This window comes from uncultured Cyclobacterium sp., assembly GCF_963977555.1.
Lineage (GTDB): Bacteria > Bacteroidota > Bacteroidia > Cytophagales > Cyclobacteriaceae > Cyclobacterium.
Genome location: NZ_CAXBPD010000002.1, coordinates 353,222 through 374,987, shown reverse-complemented (window position 1 = coordinate 374,987; position 21,766 = coordinate 353,222). Strand labels below are relative to the sequence as shown.

Below are 21,766 nucleotides of genomic sequence, written 5' to 3'. Positions count from 1 at the left end.
GAAATATTTTAAGAAACTTCTCCTAAAACTACCAGTTTTTCAAGTGTAGGACTTTCACTGCCTCCTTTAGGCTCTATGGTGATGGCAAAAGCTTGTGCACCTGAGGCAATGTTCATGGTTTGCAAATCAATTCTTTTACCAGGATTTACCAATCCGATACCAATTGGGCCATCTTCACCTATCGCCCATAATTGATAATCGTTTTCTTCATCAAGTGCAGCCAGTTGATTTACCGAAATAAGTACTTCTTTGCTTTCTTTATCCCAGAATACATCAACCAAGGCATCTTCCTGCATGGGGAAACCTTCGCCTTTCATAGGGATCTTATCGAAATTTCCTGTAATGAATTTCTCCATACCAGTATCTAACGATTTCAATTTTACCTGATTGGCTTGTACTTCTTCAGCGAGCACACCATTTTGCTGGAATGATATTGCCAACCTTTCTTCAGCATCAGAATACTGATTGGCATAATATACCGCTGCAGTTACGGAGACGATGGCTACTACCGAAGCGGCGACAGCGAAAGTTTTCCATGGATTGCTTAGTGGTACTTCTTTTCCTAATCTTACTTCTTTCTGCAAAGGTTTTGCAGAAGTATTTGTAGCGCTATGCTTTTTATTCTCAGCTTCCAGGGTCTCAAAAATTTTATTTTTAATGCCACTGGATGGACTGATACCTGAAACTTCATCGATAGCAAGCATGGCTTCTTCAATGGCAGTTATCTCCTGTTCAATTTCAGGGTACTTCTTTGCCATTGCAAGAACCTCTTGTTGTTCTGTCTCATTAAGATCTCCCAATACGAAGAGCTCCAATTTACCGGACGATATGTAGTCTTGGATATCCACTAGATTTTATCAGCTTTCAGTTTCAACACTTTGATGGCAGACCTTATCCTGGATTTCACAGTACCCAAAGGCAAGGAATACTCTTCCGCTACCTCAGTATGGGTATACCCTTTAAAGTAGATACATTCCATCACGAATCTTTGTTCGTTATTCAGGTCGTCCATCAATTCTTTGACACCGATTCCGTCTACAGATGCTGCTGTTCCGGAATCGTTCTCCATACCATATACGTAAGCATCTATCGTATTGGTCTTACTCATCTTTGAAAATTCTTTCGAACGGGTTTTATCTATAGCAGAATTCCTACAAATATTGGCCATCCAGGTATAGATTCGACCCTTACTTTCATCATAATTATCAATCTTATTGACAATTTTTATGAAAGCATCATGAAAGACTTCTTCGGCTATGTCCCGATCAAAAATGATCCGAGAAATCACACCAAACAAAGCTTTGGAATATTTTTCGTATAAATATTCCTGAACTTTGCTGTCTCTGGCCCTTAGCCCATGTACTAATGCTTGTTCTTCCAAAAAGCGTGTTGGTCAATAATTGACTACTACAAATATTAATGTACTCTTACTGAAATTTATAAGTGTATCACCTCACCATAGGCTGCCGCAGCAGCTTCCATCACTGCCTCAGACATGGTAGGATGTGGGTGTACAGTCTTGATAATTTCGTGTCCAGTTGTTTCAAGTTTTCTTATAGCCACAATTTCAGCTATCAGCTCTGTTACGTTATAACCGATCATGTGTGCTCCGAGGAGTTCACCATATTTCGCATCGAATATAAGTTTCACAAAACCATCCTTGGCTCCAGCTGCAGAAGCTTTCCCAGAGGCAGAAAAAGGAAACTTACCGACTTTAATTTCATATCCTGCTTCTTTGGCCTTGGCTTCAGTGAAACCTACAGAGGAGATTTCAGGAAGACAATAAGTACAACCAGGAATGTTATTATAATCAAGCGGTTCAGGGTTTTGACCTGCAATGTTTTCTACACATATAATCCCTTCAGCAGAAGCTACGTGAGCCAAAGCAGGGCCAGGTACCACATCTCCTATGGCATAGTAACCTGGCATATTGGTTTTATAAAGCTCATCTACTTTGATTTTGCCTTTATCCACTAATATACCAACATCTTCAAGACCACAATTCTCTACATTTGACACCACACCAACTGCTGAAAGGACAATGTCACAATCAATTTTCTCTTCTCCTTCTTTGGTCTTGACAGTCACTTTGCAACCATCACCTTTGGTATCCACATTGGTCACCTCAGCACTGGTCATCACTTTGATGCCTTTCTTTTTATATATTTTCTCTAATGTTTTGGACACTTCCTCGTCTTCATTCGGAACAATACGATCCAAAAATTCAACAATGGTCACTTCCACACCAATAGAACTGTACACATAGGCAAATTCTACCCCTATGGCTCCAGACCCCACAACTACCATTTTCTTAGGCAATTTATCAAGGGTCATGGCCTTGCGGTAACCTACTATTTTTTCATTGTCTATTTTTAATGCGGGCAATTCTTTTGACCTTCCTCCAGTGGCTATAATGACATGATCGGCACTGTATTCTGTTTTCTTACCGTCTTTGTCTTCTACCTCTACTTTTTTGCCAGGTTTTACTTTTCCCCAGCCCATCAATTTTTCAATTTTGTTTTTCTTTAACAAAAATTGAACGCCTTTGCTCATTCCCCCAGCCACTTCCCGGCTACGCTTAATCATGTCGTCAAAATTCACGCTCGCTTTTTCTACGGAAATACCATAATCGCCTGCGTGATTAATGTATTCAAATACTTGAGCGCTTTTTATCAAAGCTTTAGTAGGTATACAACCCCAATTAAGACAAATCCCACCTAGGTCTTCTGCTTCTACTACAGCAGTTTTTAATCCTAATTGAGAAGCTCTAATTGCTGCTACATAACCTCCTGGACCACTGCCCAGAACAATGACATCGAATTTAGTTGAAGACATATTTTTATCTTTTGATTACTATTTTGCTATGCAAATTTATAATAATTAAGTTCAGAAAAAAATTTGGTTTTACATATAAAAGTTAATATAATTCCAATTTTCCCTCAGTCTGAGCAACGTTACTCAAAATGTAGGAGGAATGAATAATTTATTGGGTAGCCTATTTTTTATAATTAATAGCTATTTTTGAATTAAATCAAACAATAAAAAAATTGACTATGGGATTACTTACAGGTAAAAAAGCCTTGGTAACAGGGGCTTCCAAAGGAATAGGAAGATCCATTGCTATACGTTTTGCTCAGGAAGGTGCTGATGTGGCCTTTACTTATTTGTCAAGTGTAGAAAAAGGAGAGGCACTTGAAAAAGAATTGGCCGCTTTTGGAATCAAGGCAAAAGGTTTTCGTTCTGATGCTTCTAATTTTGCGGCAGCAGACAAATTAATAGGTGATGTGGTGACATTTTTAGGAGGAATAGATATTCTTGTAAATAATGCTGGAATCACCCGTGACAACCTCTTAATGAGAATGTCTGAGGAACACTGGGACGAAGTGATTAACATCAACCTCAAGTCCTGTTTTAATACCGTAAAGGCGGTAACACGAACCATGATGAAAGCCAAGGCTGGATCCATCATCAACATTACTTCCGTAGTAGGTGTTAGGGGAAATGCCGGACAATCCAATTATGCCGCTTCAAAAGCAGGAATAATAGGCTTCACCAAATCTGTGGCCTTAGAACTTGGTTCAAGAAATATCCGATGCAATGCCATCGCACCAGGATTTATTGAAACTGAAATGACTGCCGTGCTGGATGAAAAAACGGTTCAAGGGTGGAGAGACGCCATTCCCATGAAAAGAGGAGGAAACCCAGAAGAAGTAGCCGATGCCTGTGTATTTTTAGGATCGGACATGAGTACCTATATCTCAGGCCAAACCCTTGAGGTAAATGGTGCCATGAACACCTAAACCCTAAATAATTCAAAGCTATATGGCCCGAGGTAATCGCCTTGGGCTTTTTGTTTTAAACTTGCCGATTTGACTTCTTTATTTATGTGATAATCTTTATATTGAATGGCCTACTAAAAAAGGAGGAAATTTCAATAAGCTGAAATTTTAAAAATGCTATGAAAAAATGAAAGGTGCTCAAAATATCGATGATTATATCATGGAATTCCCACAGGATTTAGTCAAGAAATTACAGGATCTAAGGGCCATTATCAAGGATAATTGCCCTTTGGAAGTGGAAGAATGCCTCAATTATAAAATGCCAACTTTCAAACTTTATGGTAACCTGGTCCACTTTGCAGCTTACAAAAACCACATAGGCTTCTATCCTACCCCCTCGGCAATTGAAGTTTTTAAAATTCAACTAACCAATTACTCTTATTCTAAAGGTGCCATCCAATTCCCACTTGACAAGCCTTTACCATTTCAACTAATTGCAGACATCGTACAATACAGGGTGAAAGAAAACACCTCCAAGAAAAAATAATTAGGTGCTTCCCTGTATTTCTGTCAGTTATCTTTTTCAAAAAAACTAGAAATTCTATCGCTCGACATAAAACACCTCTGGTAAAATGAACAGATTGATCCAACCTCTAATTAACGTAAAAGAATTACTTCAGCTGGCTAGTACGCAAAAGTTGACCTTAATAGATGCTCGATATGGCTATTCAGATTACGAGAAAGAACACCTTGATGGAGCAATTCATGTCGATTTAAACAAAGACTTGTCTAATGTTGGGGAGAATCCTGCACAGGGAGGAAGACACCCCTTGCCTTCTACCTCTTCTTTTGTAGATAGGCTTGGTAGATTAGGCATAAGCCCGGAAAACCACGTTATAGTGTATGATGATAAATCCGCAGCCATTGCAGCAGCCCGCTTTTGGTGGATGCTCAGGGCAGTTGGTCATAAAAAAATTCAGGTTTTGGACGGGGGGTTTCAGGCTGCCAAAATGCTAGGATTTCCTACCAATGACAAACGCCCAACCCCTCAACCTTTATCCACTTACCCTTCCAATTCCTGGCAGTTGCCAGTGGCGGAACTGGAAGAAGTTTCAAAAGCATCGCAACAAGCAAGTCAGCAAATAATAGATGTAAGAGAGGTTGAAAGATACAAGGGAATAAAAGAACCGATAGATAAAATAGCTGGGCATATTCCGGGTGCGATTAATCTGCCTTTTACAGAAAATCTTGATGAAAACGGCTTCTTTTTACCCAAAACAACCTTAAGGGATAAATACCTGAAAGCGTTTAATGGTAGCCCAACAGATAAAATTATTGTTCATTGCGGCTCTGGAGTAACAGCCTGCCATACCCTGCTTGCTATCTCCCAGGCCGGGCTTAACCTACCTAAATTGTATGTGGGTTCTTGGAGTGAATGGTCAAGGAACAATTTACCCATCGCCACCGAAAAATAGAGCCGGGGTAAAATGCCTCAATTTAGTTGTTTACCCATAGAATTTCTTGCTATGAAATTCTATGATTGTTGGCTGAAGTGTCATTTACAGGCTTTCAGCCAATAGATTACCTCTATCAGAGGTACCTAATTCCATTCCACTAAATGTTTTAACCAATTACATAACAGTGCTAGGAAAAAAACTCTTCTAAAAATAATAAGCGCTGTCTAGCAGTTTTTAAATTTAGTTTAACTGCTAATCCTTCTTATTTTTTCTATGATTTCATTTATTTGATAGGCAATTACTGATAGTCTTTCTTATTTTTGAGAATAATCAAGCCAAAATGGAAAAAATAGGTACGAAAAAAAGTTTATTAGATAGGTTTTTAAATGCCATTGAAAAAGCAGGTAACAAGCTTCCCGACCCTGCCGTTTTATTCTTAGTATTAATGTTGTTAACCTGGTTGTTTTCAGCTTTGCTGGCCCCCATTGATTTTGGAGAGTTTGACCCAAGAACCGGTGAAAAATTATTTATCCAAAACTTACTTACTGGAGAGAAATTAGCAGATTTTCTTTCACGAATGATCAGTGTCTTTATCAGTTTCCCACCATTAGGAGTAGTCCTACTGGCCATGCTCGGCGTGGGGGTAGCTGAATATTCTGGTTATATTAATGCTGGCCTAAAGTACCTTTTGAGTTTTACCCCACAGAGTTTACTTACCCCTATTTTGATATTGGTAGCCATTGTAAGCCATACGGCAGCTGATGCCGGATATGTACTGGTTATCCCTTTGGGTGGCATCATCTTTTATGCCGCAGGACGCCATCCTTTAGCAGGTATTGCCGCTACTTTTGCGGGGGTTTCGGGAGGTTTTAGCGCCAATTTCATTCCTTCTGCTATAGATCCCTTACTTCAAAGTTTCACTCAGTCTGCGGCACAAATAATAGACCCCGCTATTACTTTAAACCCTTTAAACAATATCATATTTACTGGCATTTCAAGTATTGTGGTGGTAGGTGTTGGATGGTATTTAACAGATAAAATCATAGAGCCTCGCTTAAACCGAACCAACCCTGTAGACAAAGACCTATCCGACATACCTAAAATGGAGGACTTGAAACCAGTAGAAAAACGTGCTTTTAAAATAGCTAGCTTGGTAATGTTTCTAGGGCTAATTGGCCTTTTTTTCTGGGCCTCGCCAGTAGATTCCAGCCTACGAAGCGAAACTGGAGAAATCACTTCTTTTGCGGCACCATTAATGCGCTCCATAGTGCCTTTGATTTTTCTAATCTTCTGGATCCCAGGAATTATTTTTGGATTTATTTCAAAAAACTATAAGTCTTCGGCAGATGTTATTGGGTCCATGAGTAAGTCTATGGGAAGCATGGCGCACTATATAGTAATGGCCTTTTTCTGCGCATTGTTTATTGATGCCTTTGCTCAATCAAACATTGGGGCCATGACGGCATTAAAAGGCGCTTCCTTTCTCCAAAGCTTACAATTACCATCGCAGGTAACTGTAGTAGGAATCATTTTTCTCAGTGCCTTTGTCAATCTATTGGTAGGTTCCGCATCAGCAAAATGGGCTTTAATCAGCCCAGTATTTGTTCCCATGCTAATGCAATTGGGGATTTCACCTGATCTTACCCAGGCGGCCTACAGAATAGGAGATTCGGTCTCCAATATAATAACTCCTTTACTCCCTTATTTCCCTTTGGTTGTAATTTTCTGTCAGAAGTATGTGAAAAAAACTGGAATAGGCACTCTTGTTTCTATTATGTTACCTTATTCTGTTTACTTATTGGTAATTTGGACAGCATTTTTACTGATTTACTGGAGTCTGGGTATTCCACTAGGATTGCAATCAAGCTATGAATATCCAGCAATGTAAATAAATAATCATGGTAAAGCTTCAGTACTATTGTTACTATTTAATACTATCAAGTCTATTGCTAGGGATCAGTCCCAAGCCAGTTTCAGGCCAGCAATTGTTACTAGAATATACAGCGACAGTAGACTCCACTGTAGCATTGTCATATATGGTTCAAAATAAGGAAGGGAAAATCCTTGGCAAATTGAATGCAGACAAACAAATTCCATCTGCAAGTATCATAAAAATCCCCCTATTGTTCTACCTTATGGAAAAGGTAGAAAAAAACGAATTGGACCTTAGGGAAACGTACGAACTTAGAAAGTCAGATAAAGTTGGCGGTTCTGGCGAATTGCAATTTATACCTGATGGAAACCTGATAACTTATGCGTACCTGGCATCGGAAATGATCCGTATAAGTGACAACACCGCCACCAATATTCTAATTAGAAAGGTAGGCCTAAAACCCTTTCAGGAATGGCTAATTACCAACGGATATAAAGCTACCCAGCTCAACAGGTTCATGATGGATTTTGATGCCATTACAAAGGGGCATCAGAATTATACGAGTGCAGCAGAAATGAACAAGCTTCTCCTTTCCCTACTAAATGAAAAATCCCTAAATAAAGGCTCCACCTTACAAGTCCTTGAATGGATGGAAAATTGCGAGGACAATAGTGCCTTACCCAATTTGCTGCCTGAAGGAGTAGCCATCGCGCATAAAACAGGCACCCTAGAATATGTCCGAGGAGATGCTGGGATTATATTTGGTAAGCAACCTATAGTGGTGACCGTATTTATAGCGCACTATTCCAATTTGATGAATGCGGATAGCATCATTGCTGAAATTGCACGGCTTGCCTACCTGGACTTCGTAGAATAAATAGGGCATACGGTCTTTAAGGCACATTTTTTGTAAAACCATGGGTAGGATAAAATATTAAATCGATATAGCCATGAAAAACGAAGCCTTAATAAAAATTTTGAACGACTGCGCAAATGCATGTAATCATTGTGCTGATGCTTGTCTAGATGAAGAGAATGTTGCTCATATGATCGCTTGTATCAGAAATGATCGGGTCTGTGCTGAGGTTTGTACTTCCACTGCAAAAATCTTGTCCATGTACTATGGCCCAATAGATGAACTGTTGCGGTTTTGCGTCAGTGTTTGTACTAGATGTGCGGAAGAATGTGGTCAGCATGAGCATGAGCATTGCAAGGCATGTGCGGAAGCATGTACAGCTTGCAAAGAAGCTTGTCAAAAGATTCTAACAGGTTGAGACTGACAAAGGCCAGAAACTTAAATACATTAACCATGGCGCCTATTTCCTTTACTACGGGATTGTCTTAAATCTGCAATCCTTCCAAGTTTTATAGTTAACTAGCCGGTGGTAAAATTAGCGGAATGAAACCTGGATGATTTCTAGGCTATAAATAAAGTAATAACCTACAGGTACTGATCTGTAGGCTATTACTTAATTCAGTGTCTATATAAAAAGCTTTATATTCCGGCATAAATAATAATAATGATGCCCACTATAAAACAGGCAAACATACTTTTAAGCATGGTTTGGGTGCTTGTTGAAGCCCCTTTGAATTCTTTCCAGACAAATACACCCCAAAATGCAGCTACCATAGTAGCCCCCTGACCAAGACCATAAGAGATGGCAGGTCCAGCTTGTTCTGAGGCAATAATATTAAAGGCCATTCCAACACACCAAATCGCTCCCCCGAGAATCCCTACCAGGTGAACCTTAAAGTTTCCTGCAAAATAATCCTTGTAGGATACGGGAGCGCCATCCACAGGCTTTTTCATTAGAATGGTATTAAAAAGGAAATTGCTTAGCAATATCCCTAAAGCAAAAACAAAAACAGCACTGTATGGGGTAAATCTTCCAACTTCTGGAGATAGAAAGTTCAGCGACATGGATTGCTGGACAAGGAAGTAGAAAAAGGACATCAATACCCCTCCTATCAAAGCCAATTTTAACCCTTTTGAAACATCTTTTGCTTTATCTTTACTGTTTTTCTTATAAGCCATTGCATCCAGTATAATGGCGACAGTAACCAATGCGACACCTAAAAACAATAGGATGGGATCACCCTTTTGCTCGGAAATATAATTGATCAAAACCCCCAAAACCAGGGCCAAGCCGATGCCTACAGGAAAGGCCACTGCCATTCCTGAAACGGAGATGGCTGCGACAATCAATATATTGGCGAGATTAAAAACCACACCTCCAGCCAGGGCATTCCAATAACTTGAAAGATCCGCCTGGCTTAGGTCATCTAGAAATGGTCTTCCACCTTCTCCCATACTTCCTAGTGTCAATCCAAATACTAAAGAAAGCAAGACGATGCCCAACACATAATCCCAGTAAAACAATTCAAATCTCCAATTGCCTTCTGCTAATTTTTGTGTGTTGGCCCATGAACCCCAACACAACATGGTGATAAAACAAAAGAAAACTGCCAATGGGTAATCGTTGATTATATACATCAGGTTGGTGGTTGGGTTTATTAATTATTTTATCAAGGCCATTCAATGTTCATGGCTTTGCATAACTTAATTGAAAGTGAATTGATATAGGTAATGTGTTGGTATCTATTAAGCATCAAGGAGTGACAAGCACATAGTTTTCCATTCTATCAAAAAAGTCTCCCATTATGGCTTCCTTGTTAAAGTTTTCCCAGATAAACACTTTCCTAGGGTTATCAGGTCTTTCTTGCCATTCTCCATCCACCAATATTGGAGCAGGGATTTCTTTCTTCTCAGCCCAAGAAGAATCTTTTATAATTGCGATCGCAGCCATGTCATATAAGGGCCTGGTTCCTGCCTCGTCATAGGTCTGGATATTATTGTACAGGCTTACAGAATAATCTCCAAAACGATCAAAGGAATCTCCATGTCTACCAATCACTGTTTTGTTAGCTAAAGGACCTTTCCCTGGCATAATGCTATTGATTTCAGCCCTATTTGAAGATACTGCCGCTGTACCTGATTCCTTACCCCCTCTTACCAAGACAATCTCAAAAGGCACATTCGTATTAAGAATATAATTCATGGATTCCTCGTCATTATCTTGGTTGTATTCGCCAGCATAGGGATAGTTAGAACCCAACCATACTATCCTTACTTTACTTGCTATGGATGGGTCCTTCTCTAAAGCCAAGGCGATATTGGTTAATTTACCCACAGGCAAAAGGATCAACTTCTCATCCGCTTTTTTATGGGCTTGTTCAATGATAAAGTCCACTGCTTCCGCACCATCGAAATCAGCTTTATCCAAATTAGGTCTAATTTCCTCAAAAGAGGCATTAGCCCCTTTATATAGTGGCATGGATTCATACACGTTACATAGGTCCATGACCCTTCTGGCTTCTTTATAGTGACCTTCGATATTCCCCCCATTTCTGGTGGTGTTAACGGTTATTCCTACCACGTCAAAAACATCCCCATTAAAGAATAAATAAGCCATGGCATGCTGGTCATCCAATTCATTATTGGCATCTGAATCCAAAAGCACCCGGTATTTTTTTGACGCTGGTGAATTTTGGCAACTCGTCAAAAGAAATGGTATTCCCATGCTTATTATGAGGGCGATAAAAACTTTTTTCATGTGAAGTTCAAGGTTAAATATGAAATGATTTATGACGGTTATTCTTGGATTTCATTTAAATATGGAACAGAGGCCTGGGCACCATGTTTGGTCACAGATAAAGCAGCAGCTTTGTTAGCAAAGGTTACTGCCTCTTGCCAATCCTTACCCCTAGTCAAACCTGCAGCCAAAGCACCATTAAAAGTATCTCCAGCAGCAGTGGTATCTACGGCGTCTACTTCCAGCGTCGGAAGGGTCCCAGAAAAATCCGGTGTAGAAAGGAAAGCTCCAGCTGCACCTAAAGTGATGATCACTACCTTCACACCTTTGTCATGGAAATAATTTGCAGCATGTTGTGCGCTCTCCTCTCCAGTAATTTTAATTCCTGTCAAAAATTTTGTTTCCGTTTCATTGGGAGTAATGGCATAGATATTTGAATACAGTTCATTAGGCAATTTACTTGCTGGTGCAGGGTTTAATATCACTTTTTTACCTAAACTAGCCCCTTTTTTCGCCACATACAGAACAGTATCCAACGGAATCTCCAGCTGAAGGAGAATCACTTCAGCTTCCTGTAGCAGGCTGTAGAATTTATTGATCTGTCGGGTATTCAAGGCTAAATTGGCTCCTCCAGCCACCACGATGGTATTCTCCCCTGACTTTTCCACTACTATCTGTGCGACACCAGAAGGTAATTTATTATCAAGTACTACCCCCGATACATTGAGCCCTTCTTTCCTGAAATTCTCAATGGTTTGGTTACCAAAAAGATCATTCCCTAGCCTGGCGATCATGGCTACCTGACCCCCAAGTCTGACTGCCGCAACTGCTTGATTGGCACCTTTTCCCCCCGGGTTCAACAGAAAGCTGTGTCCCATCAAGGTCTGACCTGCTGAAGGAAATTCATCCACTCTTATTACCATGTCTGTATTTGCGCTACCTACCACTAGGATTTTTTGACCCTTGTCCATGTTTTTTCGACTGTTCCTGCATAAATCTAAGGACAATAAATTAATAATAGGTAAAGAAAATGGCTAAACGGGAAAAAATCGGTTTAAAATATCGTTTGGCAGAAATTATAAGAAAAAAATCTACCAGTTAATTTACAATGGCATAGCCACTAAGATGCCGTTCAAAAAGGAAATGAATATTTAAAAATTCTTCCAGAGCAGTTTTTGGGGGAAATTTAGAAAAGTAATAAGATGGTCTTTTCACCTTACACCAAGTCTTGCACAAAAGCTATTAAAGCTTTTACGCAAGACTTTTTATACCTATATCCACAAGAACAATAACTGTAGCCCAATCAGTAGGCATTTTGCCACCAGACAAAAATGTTTATTTTTTACTTGGTTTTTAATAAACAAGGCTTGGAAATCCAAGCCCTGTCTCCTTTTAAAGGAATCTAAATAATTAGGAGTGCCTACCTCCTTTTTTTAAACAATTAAAAATAAAAACATATATGCATAAAAGATTAAGGAATTCGTGAACCTATTCTATAAATGTGTAAACGTAATGTTATTTAACGCAAAGACATTTCCTGATTAATGGAATATTTACTCTGTCAATAATAGGATTTAAGCTACAGATAAAAGATATTTATAAGACCCAATTATAATAAGCACATTTCTCCTTACCCTCTAAGTCTATTTTAAAATGAATACTATTTATTTAAAATACTTCCAGGCATTCTTTTGTTTATGCATATTTTTAGTAATATCAACTTCAAAAAGCAATACAATTAATGCAAGGCAAATAAATATTAATGACAAAATAGATGATAGAATAAATGACAGAGATTACAAAGCCGCCATAAAATTATTAGAAAAAGCTTTAAAGGAGGTAGACAGCAAAGACACTGTACATCTAAGACAATATACTGCAGATTTGGGCTATGTATTTTTCCATTTAGGAAAGTTTCAAAATAGTATTGCTAAATATGAGGAAGCATTAAATTTTACAAAAGCACAATCCGATCACAATAGAACCAGTAGCTTTCTCCGAAGTATAGGACTCAACTACCAATATTTAGGGCTTTACGGTTTGGCCATCGAAGGGTATCAAGAAGCATTATATTATCTTGGTCTAAGTGCGTCAAATCCATCCAAAGAAGCTGCACTTTATAATTCCATGGGTAACCTTTACAGAAAAACCCAAAACGAAGTAAAATCATTACAATTATTGCATCAATCCCTTCAAATTTACAAAAACTTAGGGGACACAAGTGACATTGCGGATGTAATGAATAATTTAGGTGCAAATTATGAACATTTCAACAATCTGGATTCAAGTCTTTACTATTTCCAAGGTGTTTTAAATTTAGTACAACTTGACATTAATTCGCCTATTTCCGCTGCACAAAGCAGGTCAGTTACCTTTAATAATATTGGTGTGATCCTTCTAAATCAAGGGAAATTAAAAGAAGCTTTTCCATACCTCAAAAAAGCCTATCAAATTCACCAAATAACTAAAGACCAACAAGGATTGGCTATCAGTTATAATAATTTAGGAGATTATTGGCTTAAAAAAGGCAATGTATCACTAGCATCCTCTTTCCTAGATTCAGCCTTTCTGGTGCTTCAGGAAACCAAAGATAAAAGCCTGTTATTGGATAATCTTAACTTACGCTTTCAGCTATTGGAAAGTTCCAATCAATACAAGGCAGCATTGGCTACCTACAAAACTTTGGATTCATTGAACAACCAATTGTTTCAGGATGAAAAATTGAAAGTAGAGGAGATTAGCAATATTTACCTATTGCGAGAAAAGGAATTTGAGAACCAGAAAATAAGTCAAGAAGCTGAATTATTTGCATTACAGAGTAGTAAATTCCAACAGACCAGTTTATTTCTTGCCCTACTCGGAATCATTTTAACCCTATTTCTATTTTGGGTTTTTAGGAATCTAAAACGACAGAAAAAACTCACGCAAATCATTGGCGCCAAAAATGAAACCATCAGCCTCCAACAAACGGAATTGAGGCACCGTACCGCCAATAATATCATGCGGCTACAGAGCATCATCAAGGAGATCGCCAGAAGGGTCCCTGACAATACTGCCCAACAGGAAATGCTAAGGTCCACCCAACTATTGCATTCGGCGGCTTCTTTGGAGAGGTATCTTTTCAGCATAGAAGATGAAGAGGAGGTTAATTTGAATGAATTCCTTGATGGTTTGGTACAGCAACATAGAGAAATGCTTGCCAAGGAAAACCGAGCCATTGAGATTGCTTATTTACAATCGGCTGAGATTGTCCTTCCTGTGGCATCCGTTATTCCCATTTCCATGATTTTGACAGAATGGATTTACAATAGTCTTAAATATGCATTTAAAGGGATTGATGAACCCAAAATAACAATCGCTATTCAGCTCAATAACCAAAATATCACCATTGATTACCAGGACAACGGGGTAGGAATAAAAGGTCACACAAGTAAAGGCACTGGAAGCAGACTTATAGAAAAATTTGCTTTAGACCTGAATGCTAAAATCACAAGCATAAAACATCAGGGAATGCGGTATGAATTGGTTTTCAATTACTCAGGTCAAAATTTGTTATTAAAGTGATTTTATACCTCCATCATATCAGTGAAAACCACACATGAAATTAGATCAGATTAACAACTCACTTAGCAGCTTCACGAATTTATATGGTAATTTCACGATATAATTTACAAGGTTCACGAAAATAATGGTTTGAAAAATAACATTTTCAATTACATTTAGGCTGTAAATAACTTAATTTTAAATTTATATAGAAAAAAAAAAAAATAGGGAACCTAAAAATCTTAGGTTCCCATGATTAAAGATGAATAATCTATTTAATCTCGACTAGGAGAGTCAGAATCTCCAATCGAAACCGATTTCCTATCTTCCCTTGGTCTCATTTCTTCATCAGAAAAAAACCCACAGCTGCTACTCATCGTAATTAAGAATAGCAATTCAAGCATAATTATCAAATTTTTCATAAAATAGAATTTATTAATCAATTTCTCATGCTTCACAGAATAGACATTGATCAACTTAGAGGAAGCTCTCTTAGAATCACAATGTCTTGGATGGCCATCCATCAAGACCGCTCTATTGGTTTAGCAAACTTCTAAACTTCTTGAATACTACAAATATAACAGGTAAACAATATATTATATTAAAAAAATGTATGAACGGAAAATTATAGCAATATCGAAAGTAATACAACCTTATTTAAATTTGCAGATATCTCATAGGAATTAATTACAAATCCATAGATTTTCCTTCACCATGGATATAAAAATTAAGGTCATGTATTTAAATATATATATAGCGGATACGATTTCGGCAAAATAGATTATTCCACAATTTTGTAAAACTTGATACAATAATTATATGGGATGAAAAAATCATATCTCAAAATAATCAAAGAATGCCCCTTATTGGAAAAATACAAGGATGAGGAGAATTTTGAATACATCCCACTTTTTAAATTAGCAAATAAATTGGAGGAGAAGGTTTCTTCATTAATGAAGAATAATTCCAAAACTTTTATTGAGAATGGTTTTGACAAAAGTTACAACAATCTCTCCCCATATGGAGAAGGTGATAAAAACTACAAAAACCGAACTATATTTATTATAGAATATCAACTTAATATTGATTACAAAAAAAAAGACGACAGTAACAAGAACATTTCTAATTTTTGGAAAGGTGCAAAAAGAGGTAAATCTTCAAATAATAATTTTACGAGTAGCTACCAGCCCCCTTCATTAGATTTCCTAAATCTAATTTCAAGAGCTGTTGGTTACAAAAGTTTTGAGAATTTTTGTAACCAATATTTTTATACCTCTGAGACAATAAAAATACTTATACTACCATTTTTTGAACCTACCTCAAAATCTACATTTGTCCAAAACTTATTATCCTATGAATTCAATTTATTTCAAAAAGAAGAATTACTGAGTTTAGACATTATAAAACTTGTCAGTAAAAACCCAAAAGAACATAATAATTTCAACTGGATAAACGCAAAGAAAATAGGAAACAAACAGCATGGAGATCTGGTGATTTGGGGTAGATTGGATCAAGACAATACAATCCACACATCCTTCTACGCATTAAAACCAGAAATATCATTTTTTTGGAAGTCCAATCCACTAGATCTACGAACCTTTACTATTAAAAATATAAAAAGTGAATTTTTAGAGAAATTCCAAAAATCATTATTATGGTCTACGGCCATAAGGCTTTCACTTAAAAAAGAGTATCGCAAATCTATAAATATTTTTAGGAAATTATTGAATGACAACTATCAACCCTTGGAAACCAACCTTTGTTTGGCTGTGGTCTATCAACTTAAAAAATACCCTAAATATGTTGATCATCATGTAATCGCAGCAGTAGCCACCGCCATGGGGGTAAGCCTTAAAAAAGCTAAAGATTCAATGAATAAAATCCACTCTTTGGATAAGCTGGAGGGCTCAATAATTGATCATTTTACTAAGGATTGGAAATACCTAAAGATTGAAAAAAAACCTGATGAGAAAACTCAAATATGGAAACTTTCAGGAATTATTTATTATGAATTTGTAGCCGCAATAATACTATTAGGCTATAAAAAAATATTTACACCAGCAAACTTTGAAAAAATTCTTCAAAAAATATCTGAAAAAGTTGAAAATAGTTGGTTTAAATCAATTTATGCTGAAGTTTTTGCTACTGTGTACTTTGAAATGGGAAAGTTAAAAGAGGAAAAACTTTTAAGAAGCCCTGAAATAGGGCCCGAAGATATTTATGAATTGTATAAAATAGCAATACTATGTTCAACTGACAAAAATATTCATGACAACTGTATCGCTTTTTTCATAAAATACGAGCAGTTTGAAAAAATTAAAAATGCCGTTAATAACTCCGAAATAAAATCTAAAGCCATTAAATCTCTTTATGCCTAATTGTACTTCTTAAGTCTAAGATATAGACAATGGGTGTATTTTTTAGTGTTTTTGATCAATCTACTAAAAAAACCATTGTCTATAACATTCAACCTCTCCCTACAACCCAAACTCCAGCTTCAACTCCACAGCTCCTGCTTTGTAGTTGGTCTGATTGATGGTTAGGGTCATTTTGTTGTCTGTAAGGCTGTTGACCAGGAATTTCTCTGGACCTCCATTAAGTAACACCTCAGATTCGGTGGAATTAAAGGCCCATGTTCCTGTCTCCTGAACGGACAGCAGTGCTCCTCTTGCGGTATAGGTATTGGAGGCAGTGAATTTTACAGTATAGCCGTCTGTAGGCTGGTCGGAACCATTGGCGGTTAGCTTAATCAATTTCCAATTCTGAGTGAGTTGTTCAGTTTTTGTTTTGGCTTTTGGAGTCTCGGGCTCATCATCATCCTTACAGGAAAAGAGGCTAACCAAAAGCAATAAACTAGCAACATAAAATAGGTTATATTTAGATTTCATAGCGATGAATATTTATTTGAAAGGAGTGTATATAGGAGAGCGCCAAATAGGTCGCTCTCCTTTTATTTTAGTGGTTTATGATAAGTCTTCGAACAACAAAAACCCTATACCCTTGGATTTCTATCAGGTAGACACCTGCATTAAAGCCGGATATGTCAATGAAATTATTATCCTTGTGCTGGTATTCCAACTCCACCCTGCTTTTACCATTGACATCGTTGATGGTCAATTCGTAAGTTTCTCCTACAGTTAACCCTTCAATTGAAAAACTGCTTGTTGCCGGGTTAGGGAAAAGCTTCACCAAGCCTCCGGAACTAGGCCTTTCGCCTAAAGCTGTCAAGGTTTGGGGCTCTGAAACACTGCTACAACCATCCACAGTAACCCTGACTGTGTAAGCTCCCCCTGCTGTGAGGCTGATCTCACTTTGGTCTGCCCCTGAGATATCAGCACCATCCAATTGCCATTGGAAAGTACTTCCTGCAGGCGCATTTTTTACTTTAAGCACCAATTCAGGGGAAAATTCAGAGCCGATGATTTCTATTTCAGGAACAGGTGGAGCAACGCAGAAACTATTGGTTTTTTCTTCAGCGGCAGCATAATTGTCATTACCGTTTTGACTGGCTTCAATAACAACTTTCCCTGCGCCCGTTAGACTAACCGTCTTACCACTTATAGTTGCCGGTCCGCTAACCACCTCAAATGTAACTTCAAGGTCTGAACTGCTACTGGCACTCAGGTCAAATGGTTCTGAACCAACCACTTTGTCTCCTATAGCCGTAAATTCAATACTTTGTGATTTTTTGTTTACGGTCTGGGTACGGTTTACCTCACTAGCAGCCTTATAATTATCATTTCCTGATTGGCTAGCAGTTACGACTATTGCTCCCGCGCCATCTAGGCTTAACTCCTTACCTGAAAGGCTTCCGGGACCACTTTTGACGGTAAAAGTCACAGTCAAACCTGAACTTGATGTTGCAGATAGATCAACTGGAGCATCTCCATATATTTTATCCGGCAGGGTTGCAAAAGTAATGGTCTGCCCTGCTTTTTCTACGGTAATTTCCTTTTCTTCCGAGGTCGCATTGTAATTATCATTCCCATTTTGTGTTGCCTTCACGGTAATGGTCCCAGCTCCTGTGATGGTCACCTTGCTTCCACTCAAGGTAGCTGGGCCACCCACTAGTGAAAAGGTAACTGGTAATTTGGAGTCAGCCGAGGCCACCAAGGTAAATGGGGCATCTCCATAGGTCTTCTTTGATATGGAACCAAATGTTATCTCCTGGTTGGCTTTCTCTACTTCAAAAGATTGTTCTACGGCTTCAGCCGCATCATATTCATTGTCACCAACTTGTTCGGCTTTTATTTTTACAGTTCCTGTTCCCGTAATGGTTAGCTGCGTTCCTGTGATAGAGGCAGGACCACTTACTACTGTAAATTGAACAGGAAGATCAGAATCCGCTGTTGCTGATAAATCGAAAGGAGCATCGCCAAATTGCATGTCAGGCAATGGCGAAAATGATATGACCTGATTTATTCTGCTTTTGGTGGTTATTTCTATGTCATCCAGAAAGATACCATCCCTAGAAGATGAACTAGTATAAATGGCCCTGCTTCCATATTGTTGGAACCGGACAACGGTTTTCTCTGAAAGTATCAATTCTTTTTCTTCAGCCAGTGTGGAAATGTCCACTTCCATAGCTGTCCATTTATTAGAATTAAAGGTGTATTCCTGGATTTTAGTAAAAGTTAAACCCTCATCCACACTTAAATAAATACCATTCTGGGGGTGTTGTTCTTCATAACTACTAAAAACCTCAAATTTAAGAATTACATTTTGAGCTTCTTTTAAATTAAGCTTTAAATCAGTAGATACCACACCAAATTCTCCAGATGCACTTTTCCCTAAATACAAACCATTATTACCTGAATTACTAACAGTTAGAGATTGATACTTATCTGTAACACCAACAGCTCCTTCTAATCGAACTGTAGATTTGTTGTCAACTAATCCAGTAGAAAATTCTGGCAATGGTTCGGTATAGGGAAAGGTAGGATTACTATAAGCCCAACCATTGGGTAAATTATCCCCGTTTTCAAACCCTTCTTTATAGGGGAAATCTTTAATAAAAGTCTGGTCTGGCACCCTGACTTCCAAATCATCTATAAAAATTCCATCCCTAGTTGTAGCAGAAGTAGAGGTTCTAAATGGATATTTTCCATATTGCTGAAACCGAATTATAAAAGTGGCGGTTAAAGACAGCCCGTAATATTTCGCCAACCGATCAATATCAAGAGGTGGTAATTGACCCCACTCACTATTTGCCCAATTGTCTCCATCTAAATCCATAACTTTTGTAAAGGTGACACCAGCGTCATCACTAAAGTAGATACCATCCATTGTACTGGACTCATTATAATTGTTTTTCATCCAAAAAGAAAGCTCAACATCGGGGGTTTTGCTTAAGTCCAAATGAAGGTCTGCCGCAACAGCTCCATTGATACCTCCAGCAGTTTTTCCTATTGCCAAACCGTTAGATCCACTATGAAAGGCTGATATAGTATTGATTGTAGCTACAACACTTACTGTACTCTCTAAACGCACCGTGGACTTCTCTTCTACAACTGCAGTAGAATTATTTAATTTAGGGCTAATATAAGGAAAGGTAGGGTTGCCTTGTTTCCAGCCAGCTGGCAATTCAACGCTGCCTTCAAAGCCTGTTTTATAAGGAAATGTAGATATATAAGTATTGTCCGGCACCCTGACTTCAACGTCATCTATAAAAATTCCATCTCTAGTTGAAGCAGAAGTAGAGGTTCTAAATGGATATTTTCCATATTGCTGAAACCGAATCACAAAAGAAGAAGTCAATGACAAACCGTAATTTTTAGCTAATCTGTCTATATCCAAAGGGGGTAATTTACCCCACTCATCATTTGACCAATTGGTTCCGTCAAATTCCATAACCTTGGTAAAGGTTTCACCTCCATTATCACTAAAATAAATACCATCCATTGTACTGGACTCATTATAATTGTTTTTCATCCAAAAAGAAAGCTCAACATCGGGGGTTTTGCTTAAGTCCAAATGAAGGTCTGCCGCAACAGCTCCATTGATACCTCCAGCAGTTTTTCCTATTGCCAAACCGTTAGATCCACTATGAAAGGCTGATATAGTATTGATTGTAGCTACAACACTTACTGTACTCTCTAAACGCACCGTGGACTTCTCTTCTACAACTGCAGTAGAATTATTTAATTTAGGGCTAATATAAGGAAAGGTAGGGTTGCCTTGTTTCCAGCCAGCTGGCAATTCAACGCTGCCTTCAAAGCCTGTTTTATAAGGAAATGTAGATATATAAGTATTGTCCGGCACCCTGACTTCAACGTCATCTATAAAAATTCCATCTCTAGTTGAAGCAGAAGTAGAGGTTCTAAATGGATATTTTCCATATTGCTGAAACCGAATCACAAAAGAAGAAGTCAATGACAAACCGTAATTTTTAGCTAATCTGTCTATATCCAAAGGGGGTAATTTACCCCACTCATCATTTGACCAATTGGTTCCGTCAAATTCCATAACCTTGGTAAAGGTTTCACCTCCATTATCACTAAAATAAATACCATCCATAGTACTTGTTTCATCAAAATTGTTTTTCATCCAGAATGTAAGCTCAACGTCTGGTGTTTTGCTTAAGTCCAAATGAAGGTCTGCAGCAACCGCTCCTTCTACCCCTCCAATAGTCTTGCCCAAAGCCAAACCGTTACTCCCACTTTTAAAAGCAGGAATTGTATTGACTGTTGTAGACACTGCTACAGTTCCCTCTATACGTACAGTAGATTCCCCTTCTACCACTGCAGTAGAACTATTTATCTCTGGACTGATATAAGGAAAAGTAGGATTTCCCTGTTTCCAGCCAGCGGGTAACTCAATACTTCCTTCAAAACCTGTTTCATAAGGAAAAGTGGAAATATAAGTTCTATCTGGCACCTTTACGAGCACATCATCTAAAAAAAAACCATCCCTTTGAGAAGCATATCCATCTCCCATATTTCGGGTTCCATGTTGTTGGAATTTAATAACAAAATCAGCCGAAAGGCTTAAACCATGATGTTTTGCTAACCGATCAATATCAATGGGTGGCAATTTTTCATAATTGGATGCAGTCCAATTACTAAAATCAAAATCCATCACCTTCTTGTAATTAGCTCCACCATTATCGCTAAAAAATAAGCCATCCTCTGGATGCGTCTCATCATTATTGTTAAAAAGATAAAATGACAACTCTACTTCGCTGTAATCACTTAGATCAAGCTTCAATTCAAGCTGATTGGTTAGCAAGCCTCCTGAATAAATATCTTTACCCATAGCTACACCATATGTACCTTTATTATAAACTTTCTGAGCACCTTTTGTACTGGCGACCTCTACCACTCCATAGTCCGCACCTGGAATTGCTGTCCATTCCGTTTTCAGTGCCCCACTCTCAAAATCATCCTCAAATATTACCTGGGAAAGGGCTGTGGGCAATGCTCCCAGCATATAAAGCATCAAACAAACAAAGTAAAATTTAATATCCATAGCGATTCAATTAAGGTTCTACTTAAAAGTAATTGAGTCACCTATTAACTATAA

General features: G+C 38.1%; 17 protein-coding genes. 8 read left to right on the top strand and 9 right to left on the bottom strand.

What is annotated here, in order from left to right:
• Positions 1-8: 8 nt before the first annotated feature.
• From AAC073_RS03825 to lpdA, 3 genes are read right to left on the bottom strand one after another with little or no spacing between them, the layout of a single operon-like run.
• Positions 9-848, bottom strand: a complete 840-nt coding sequence (locus tag AAC073_RS03825) for an anti-sigma factor (RefSeq protein ID WP_339922513.1) — start codon at positions 846-848, stop codon at positions 9-11.
• On the bottom strand, positions 848-1,381 hold the full coding sequence (locus AAC073_RS03820; RefSeq protein ID WP_339922512.1) for a sigma-70 family RNA polymerase sigma factor: 534 nt from the start codon (positions 1,379-1,381) through the stop codon (positions 848-850). The genes AAC073_RS03825 and AAC073_RS03820 overlap by 1 nt, the downstream gene beginning before the upstream one ends.
• A gap of 56 nt (positions 1,382-1,437) precedes the next feature.
• A complete protein-coding gene (lpdA, locus tag AAC073_RS03815) occupies positions 1,438-2,835 on the bottom strand; it encodes a dihydrolipoyl dehydrogenase (protein WP_339922511.1) in 1,398 nt (465 codons plus the stop codon).
• A 218-nt stretch (positions 2,836-3,053) separates the two neighbouring features.
• Here lpdA and fabG point away from each other — a divergent pair, with 218 nt between their 5' ends.
• The 6 genes from fabG to AAC073_RS03785 all read left to right on the top strand — a co-directional run bounded on the left by fabG (position 3,054) and on the right by AAC073_RS03785 (position 8,383).
• On the top strand, positions 3,054-3,800 hold the full coding sequence (fabG, locus tag AAC073_RS03810) for a 3-oxoacyl-[acyl-carrier-protein] reductase (protein WP_339922510.1): 747 nt from the start codon (positions 3,054-3,056) through the stop codon (positions 3,798-3,800).
• Between the two features lie 166 nt (positions 3,801-3,966).
• A complete protein-coding gene (locus AAC073_RS03805) occupies positions 3,967-4,326 on the top strand; it encodes a DUF1801 domain-containing protein (RefSeq protein ID WP_339922509.1) in 360 nt (119 codons plus the stop codon).
• A gap of 85 nt (positions 4,327-4,411) precedes the next feature.
• Positions 4,412-5,254: a sulfurtransferase gene (locus AAC073_RS03800; RefSeq protein WP_339922508.1), complete on the top strand. Its 843-nt coding sequence runs from the start codon at positions 4,412-4,414 to the stop codon at positions 5,252-5,254.
• A 322-nt stretch (positions 5,255-5,576) separates the two neighbouring features.
• On the top strand, positions 5,577-7,124 hold the full coding sequence (locus AAC073_RS03795; protein WP_339922507.1) for an AbgT family transporter: 1,548 nt from the start codon (positions 5,577-5,579) through the stop codon (positions 7,122-7,124).
• A 10-nt stretch (positions 7,125-7,134) separates the two neighbouring features.
• Positions 7,135-7,986, top strand: a complete 852-nt coding sequence (locus AAC073_RS03790) for a serine hydrolase (RefSeq protein ID WP_339922506.1) — start codon at positions 7,135-7,137, stop codon at positions 7,984-7,986.
• Positions 7,987-8,086: 100 nt separating this feature from the next.
• Entirely contained in the window at positions 8,087-8,383 is a 297-nt protein-coding gene (locus tag AAC073_RS03785; RefSeq protein WP_339922505.1) for a four-helix bundle copper-binding protein, read from the top strand.
• Between the two features lie 221 nt (positions 8,384-8,604).
• On the opposite strand, the gene AAC073_RS03780 is transcribed toward AAC073_RS03785, so the two are convergent.
• The 3 genes from AAC073_RS03780 to rbsK all read right to left on the bottom strand — a co-directional run bounded on the left by AAC073_RS03780 (position 8,605) and on the right by rbsK (position 11,673).
• Positions 8,605-9,603: a GRP family sugar transporter gene (locus tag AAC073_RS03780; protein WP_339922504.1), complete on the bottom strand. Its 999-nt coding sequence runs from the start codon at positions 9,601-9,603 to the stop codon at positions 8,605-8,607.
• Between the two features lie 115 nt (positions 9,604-9,718).
• Positions 9,719-10,723 (bottom strand): nucleoside hydrolase, encoded by a 1,005-nt coding sequence (locus AAC073_RS03775; protein WP_339922503.1) that lies wholly within the window; start codon positions 10,721-10,723, stop codon positions 9,719-9,721.
• A gap of 38 nt (positions 10,724-10,761) precedes the next feature.
• The gene (gene rbsK, locus AAC073_RS03770) at positions 10,762-11,673 is read right to left on the bottom strand and encodes a ribokinase (protein ID WP_339922502.1); all 912 of its coding nucleotides are present in this window, start codon (positions 11,671-11,673) and stop codon (positions 10,762-10,764) included.
• A 682-nt stretch (positions 11,674-12,355) separates the two neighbouring features.
• Here rbsK and AAC073_RS03765 point away from each other — a divergent pair.
• Positions 12,356-14,266 carry a tetratricopeptide repeat protein gene (locus AAC073_RS03765; RefSeq protein WP_339922500.1) on the top strand — a complete coding sequence of 637 codons (1,911 nt, stop codon included), beginning with the start codon at positions 12,356-12,358 and terminating at the stop codon, positions 14,264-14,266.
• Positions 14,267-14,520: 254 nt separating this feature from the next.
• On the opposite strand, the gene AAC073_RS03760 is transcribed toward AAC073_RS03765, so the two are convergent.
• On the bottom strand, positions 14,521-14,667 hold the full coding sequence (locus AAC073_RS03760) for a hypothetical protein (RefSeq protein WP_339922499.1): 147 nt from the start codon (positions 14,665-14,667) through the stop codon (positions 14,521-14,523).
• 402 nt (positions 14,668-15,069) lie between these two features.
• On the opposite strand from AAC073_RS03760, the gene AAC073_RS03755 reads away from it, so the two are divergent.
• Positions 15,070-16,623 (top strand): hypothetical protein, encoded by a 1,554-nt coding sequence (locus AAC073_RS03755; RefSeq protein WP_339922498.1) that lies wholly within the window; start codon positions 15,070-15,072, stop codon positions 16,621-16,623.
• A 99-nt stretch (positions 16,624-16,722) separates the two neighbouring features.
• Here the strand turns inward: AAC073_RS03755 and AAC073_RS03750 are convergent, their stop codons facing one another.
• Both AAC073_RS03750 and AAC073_RS03745 read right to left on the bottom strand, forming a co-directional pair.
• Complete coding sequence (locus tag AAC073_RS03750) at positions 16,723-17,133, bottom strand: hypothetical protein (protein WP_339922497.1); 411 nt, start codon at positions 17,131-17,133, stop codon at positions 16,723-16,725.
• Between the two features lie 67 nt (positions 17,134-17,200).
• Complete coding sequence (locus AAC073_RS03745; RefSeq protein WP_339922496.1) at positions 17,201-21,712, bottom strand: T9SS type A sorting domain-containing protein; 4,512 nt, start codon at positions 21,710-21,712, stop codon at positions 17,201-17,203.
• Positions 21,713-21,766 lie beyond the last annotated feature (54 nt).

Coding starts and splice junctions, on each gene's coding strand:
- lpdA (WP_339922511.1), bottom strand. CDS start 2,835: ATGTCTTCAACTAAATTCGATGTCATTGTTCTGGGCAGTGGTCCAGGA.
- fabG (WP_339922510.1), top strand. CDS start 3,054: ATGGGATTACTTACAGGTAAAAAAGCCTTGGTAACAGGGGCTTCCAAA.
- AAC073_RS03805 (WP_339922509.1), top strand. CDS start 3,967: ATGAAAGGTGCTCAAAATATCGATGATTATATCATGGAATTCCCACAG.
- AAC073_RS03800 (WP_339922508.1), top strand. CDS start 4,412: ATGAACAGATTGATCCAACCTCTAATTAACGTAAAAGAATTACTTCAG.
- AAC073_RS03795 (WP_339922507.1), top strand. CDS start 5,577: ATGGAAAAAATAGGTACGAAAAAAAGTTTATTAGATAGGTTTTTAAAT.
- AAC073_RS03790 (WP_339922506.1), top strand. CDS start 7,135: ATGGTAAAGCTTCAGTACTATTGTTACTATTTAATACTATCAAGTCTA.
- AAC073_RS03780 (WP_339922504.1), bottom strand. CDS start 9,603: ATGTATATAATCAACGATTACCCATTGGCAGTTTTCTTTTGTTTTATC.
- AAC073_RS03775 (WP_339922503.1), bottom strand. CDS start 10,723: ATGAAAAAAGTTTTTATCGCCCTCATAATAAGCATGGGAATACCATTT.
- rbsK (WP_339922502.1), bottom strand. CDS start 11,673: ATGGACAAGGGTCAAAAAATCCTAGTGGTAGGTAGCGCAAATACAGAC.
- AAC073_RS03765 (WP_339922500.1), top strand. CDS start 12,356: ATGAATACTATTTATTTAAAATACTTCCAGGCATTCTTTTGTTTATGC.
- AAC073_RS03760 (WP_339922499.1), bottom strand. CDS start 14,667: ATGAAAAATTTGATAATTATGCTTGAATTGCTATTCTTAATTACGATG.
- AAC073_RS03755 (WP_339922498.1), top strand. CDS start 15,070: ATGAAAAAATCATATCTCAAAATAATCAAAGAATGCCCCTTATTGGAA.
- AAC073_RS03750 (WP_339922497.1), bottom strand. CDS start 17,133: ATGAAATCTAAATATAACCTATTTTATGTTGCTAGTTTATTGCTTTTG.
- AAC073_RS03745 (WP_339922496.1), bottom strand. CDS start 21,712: ATGGATATTAAATTTTACTTTGTTTGTTTGATGCTTTATATGCTGGGA.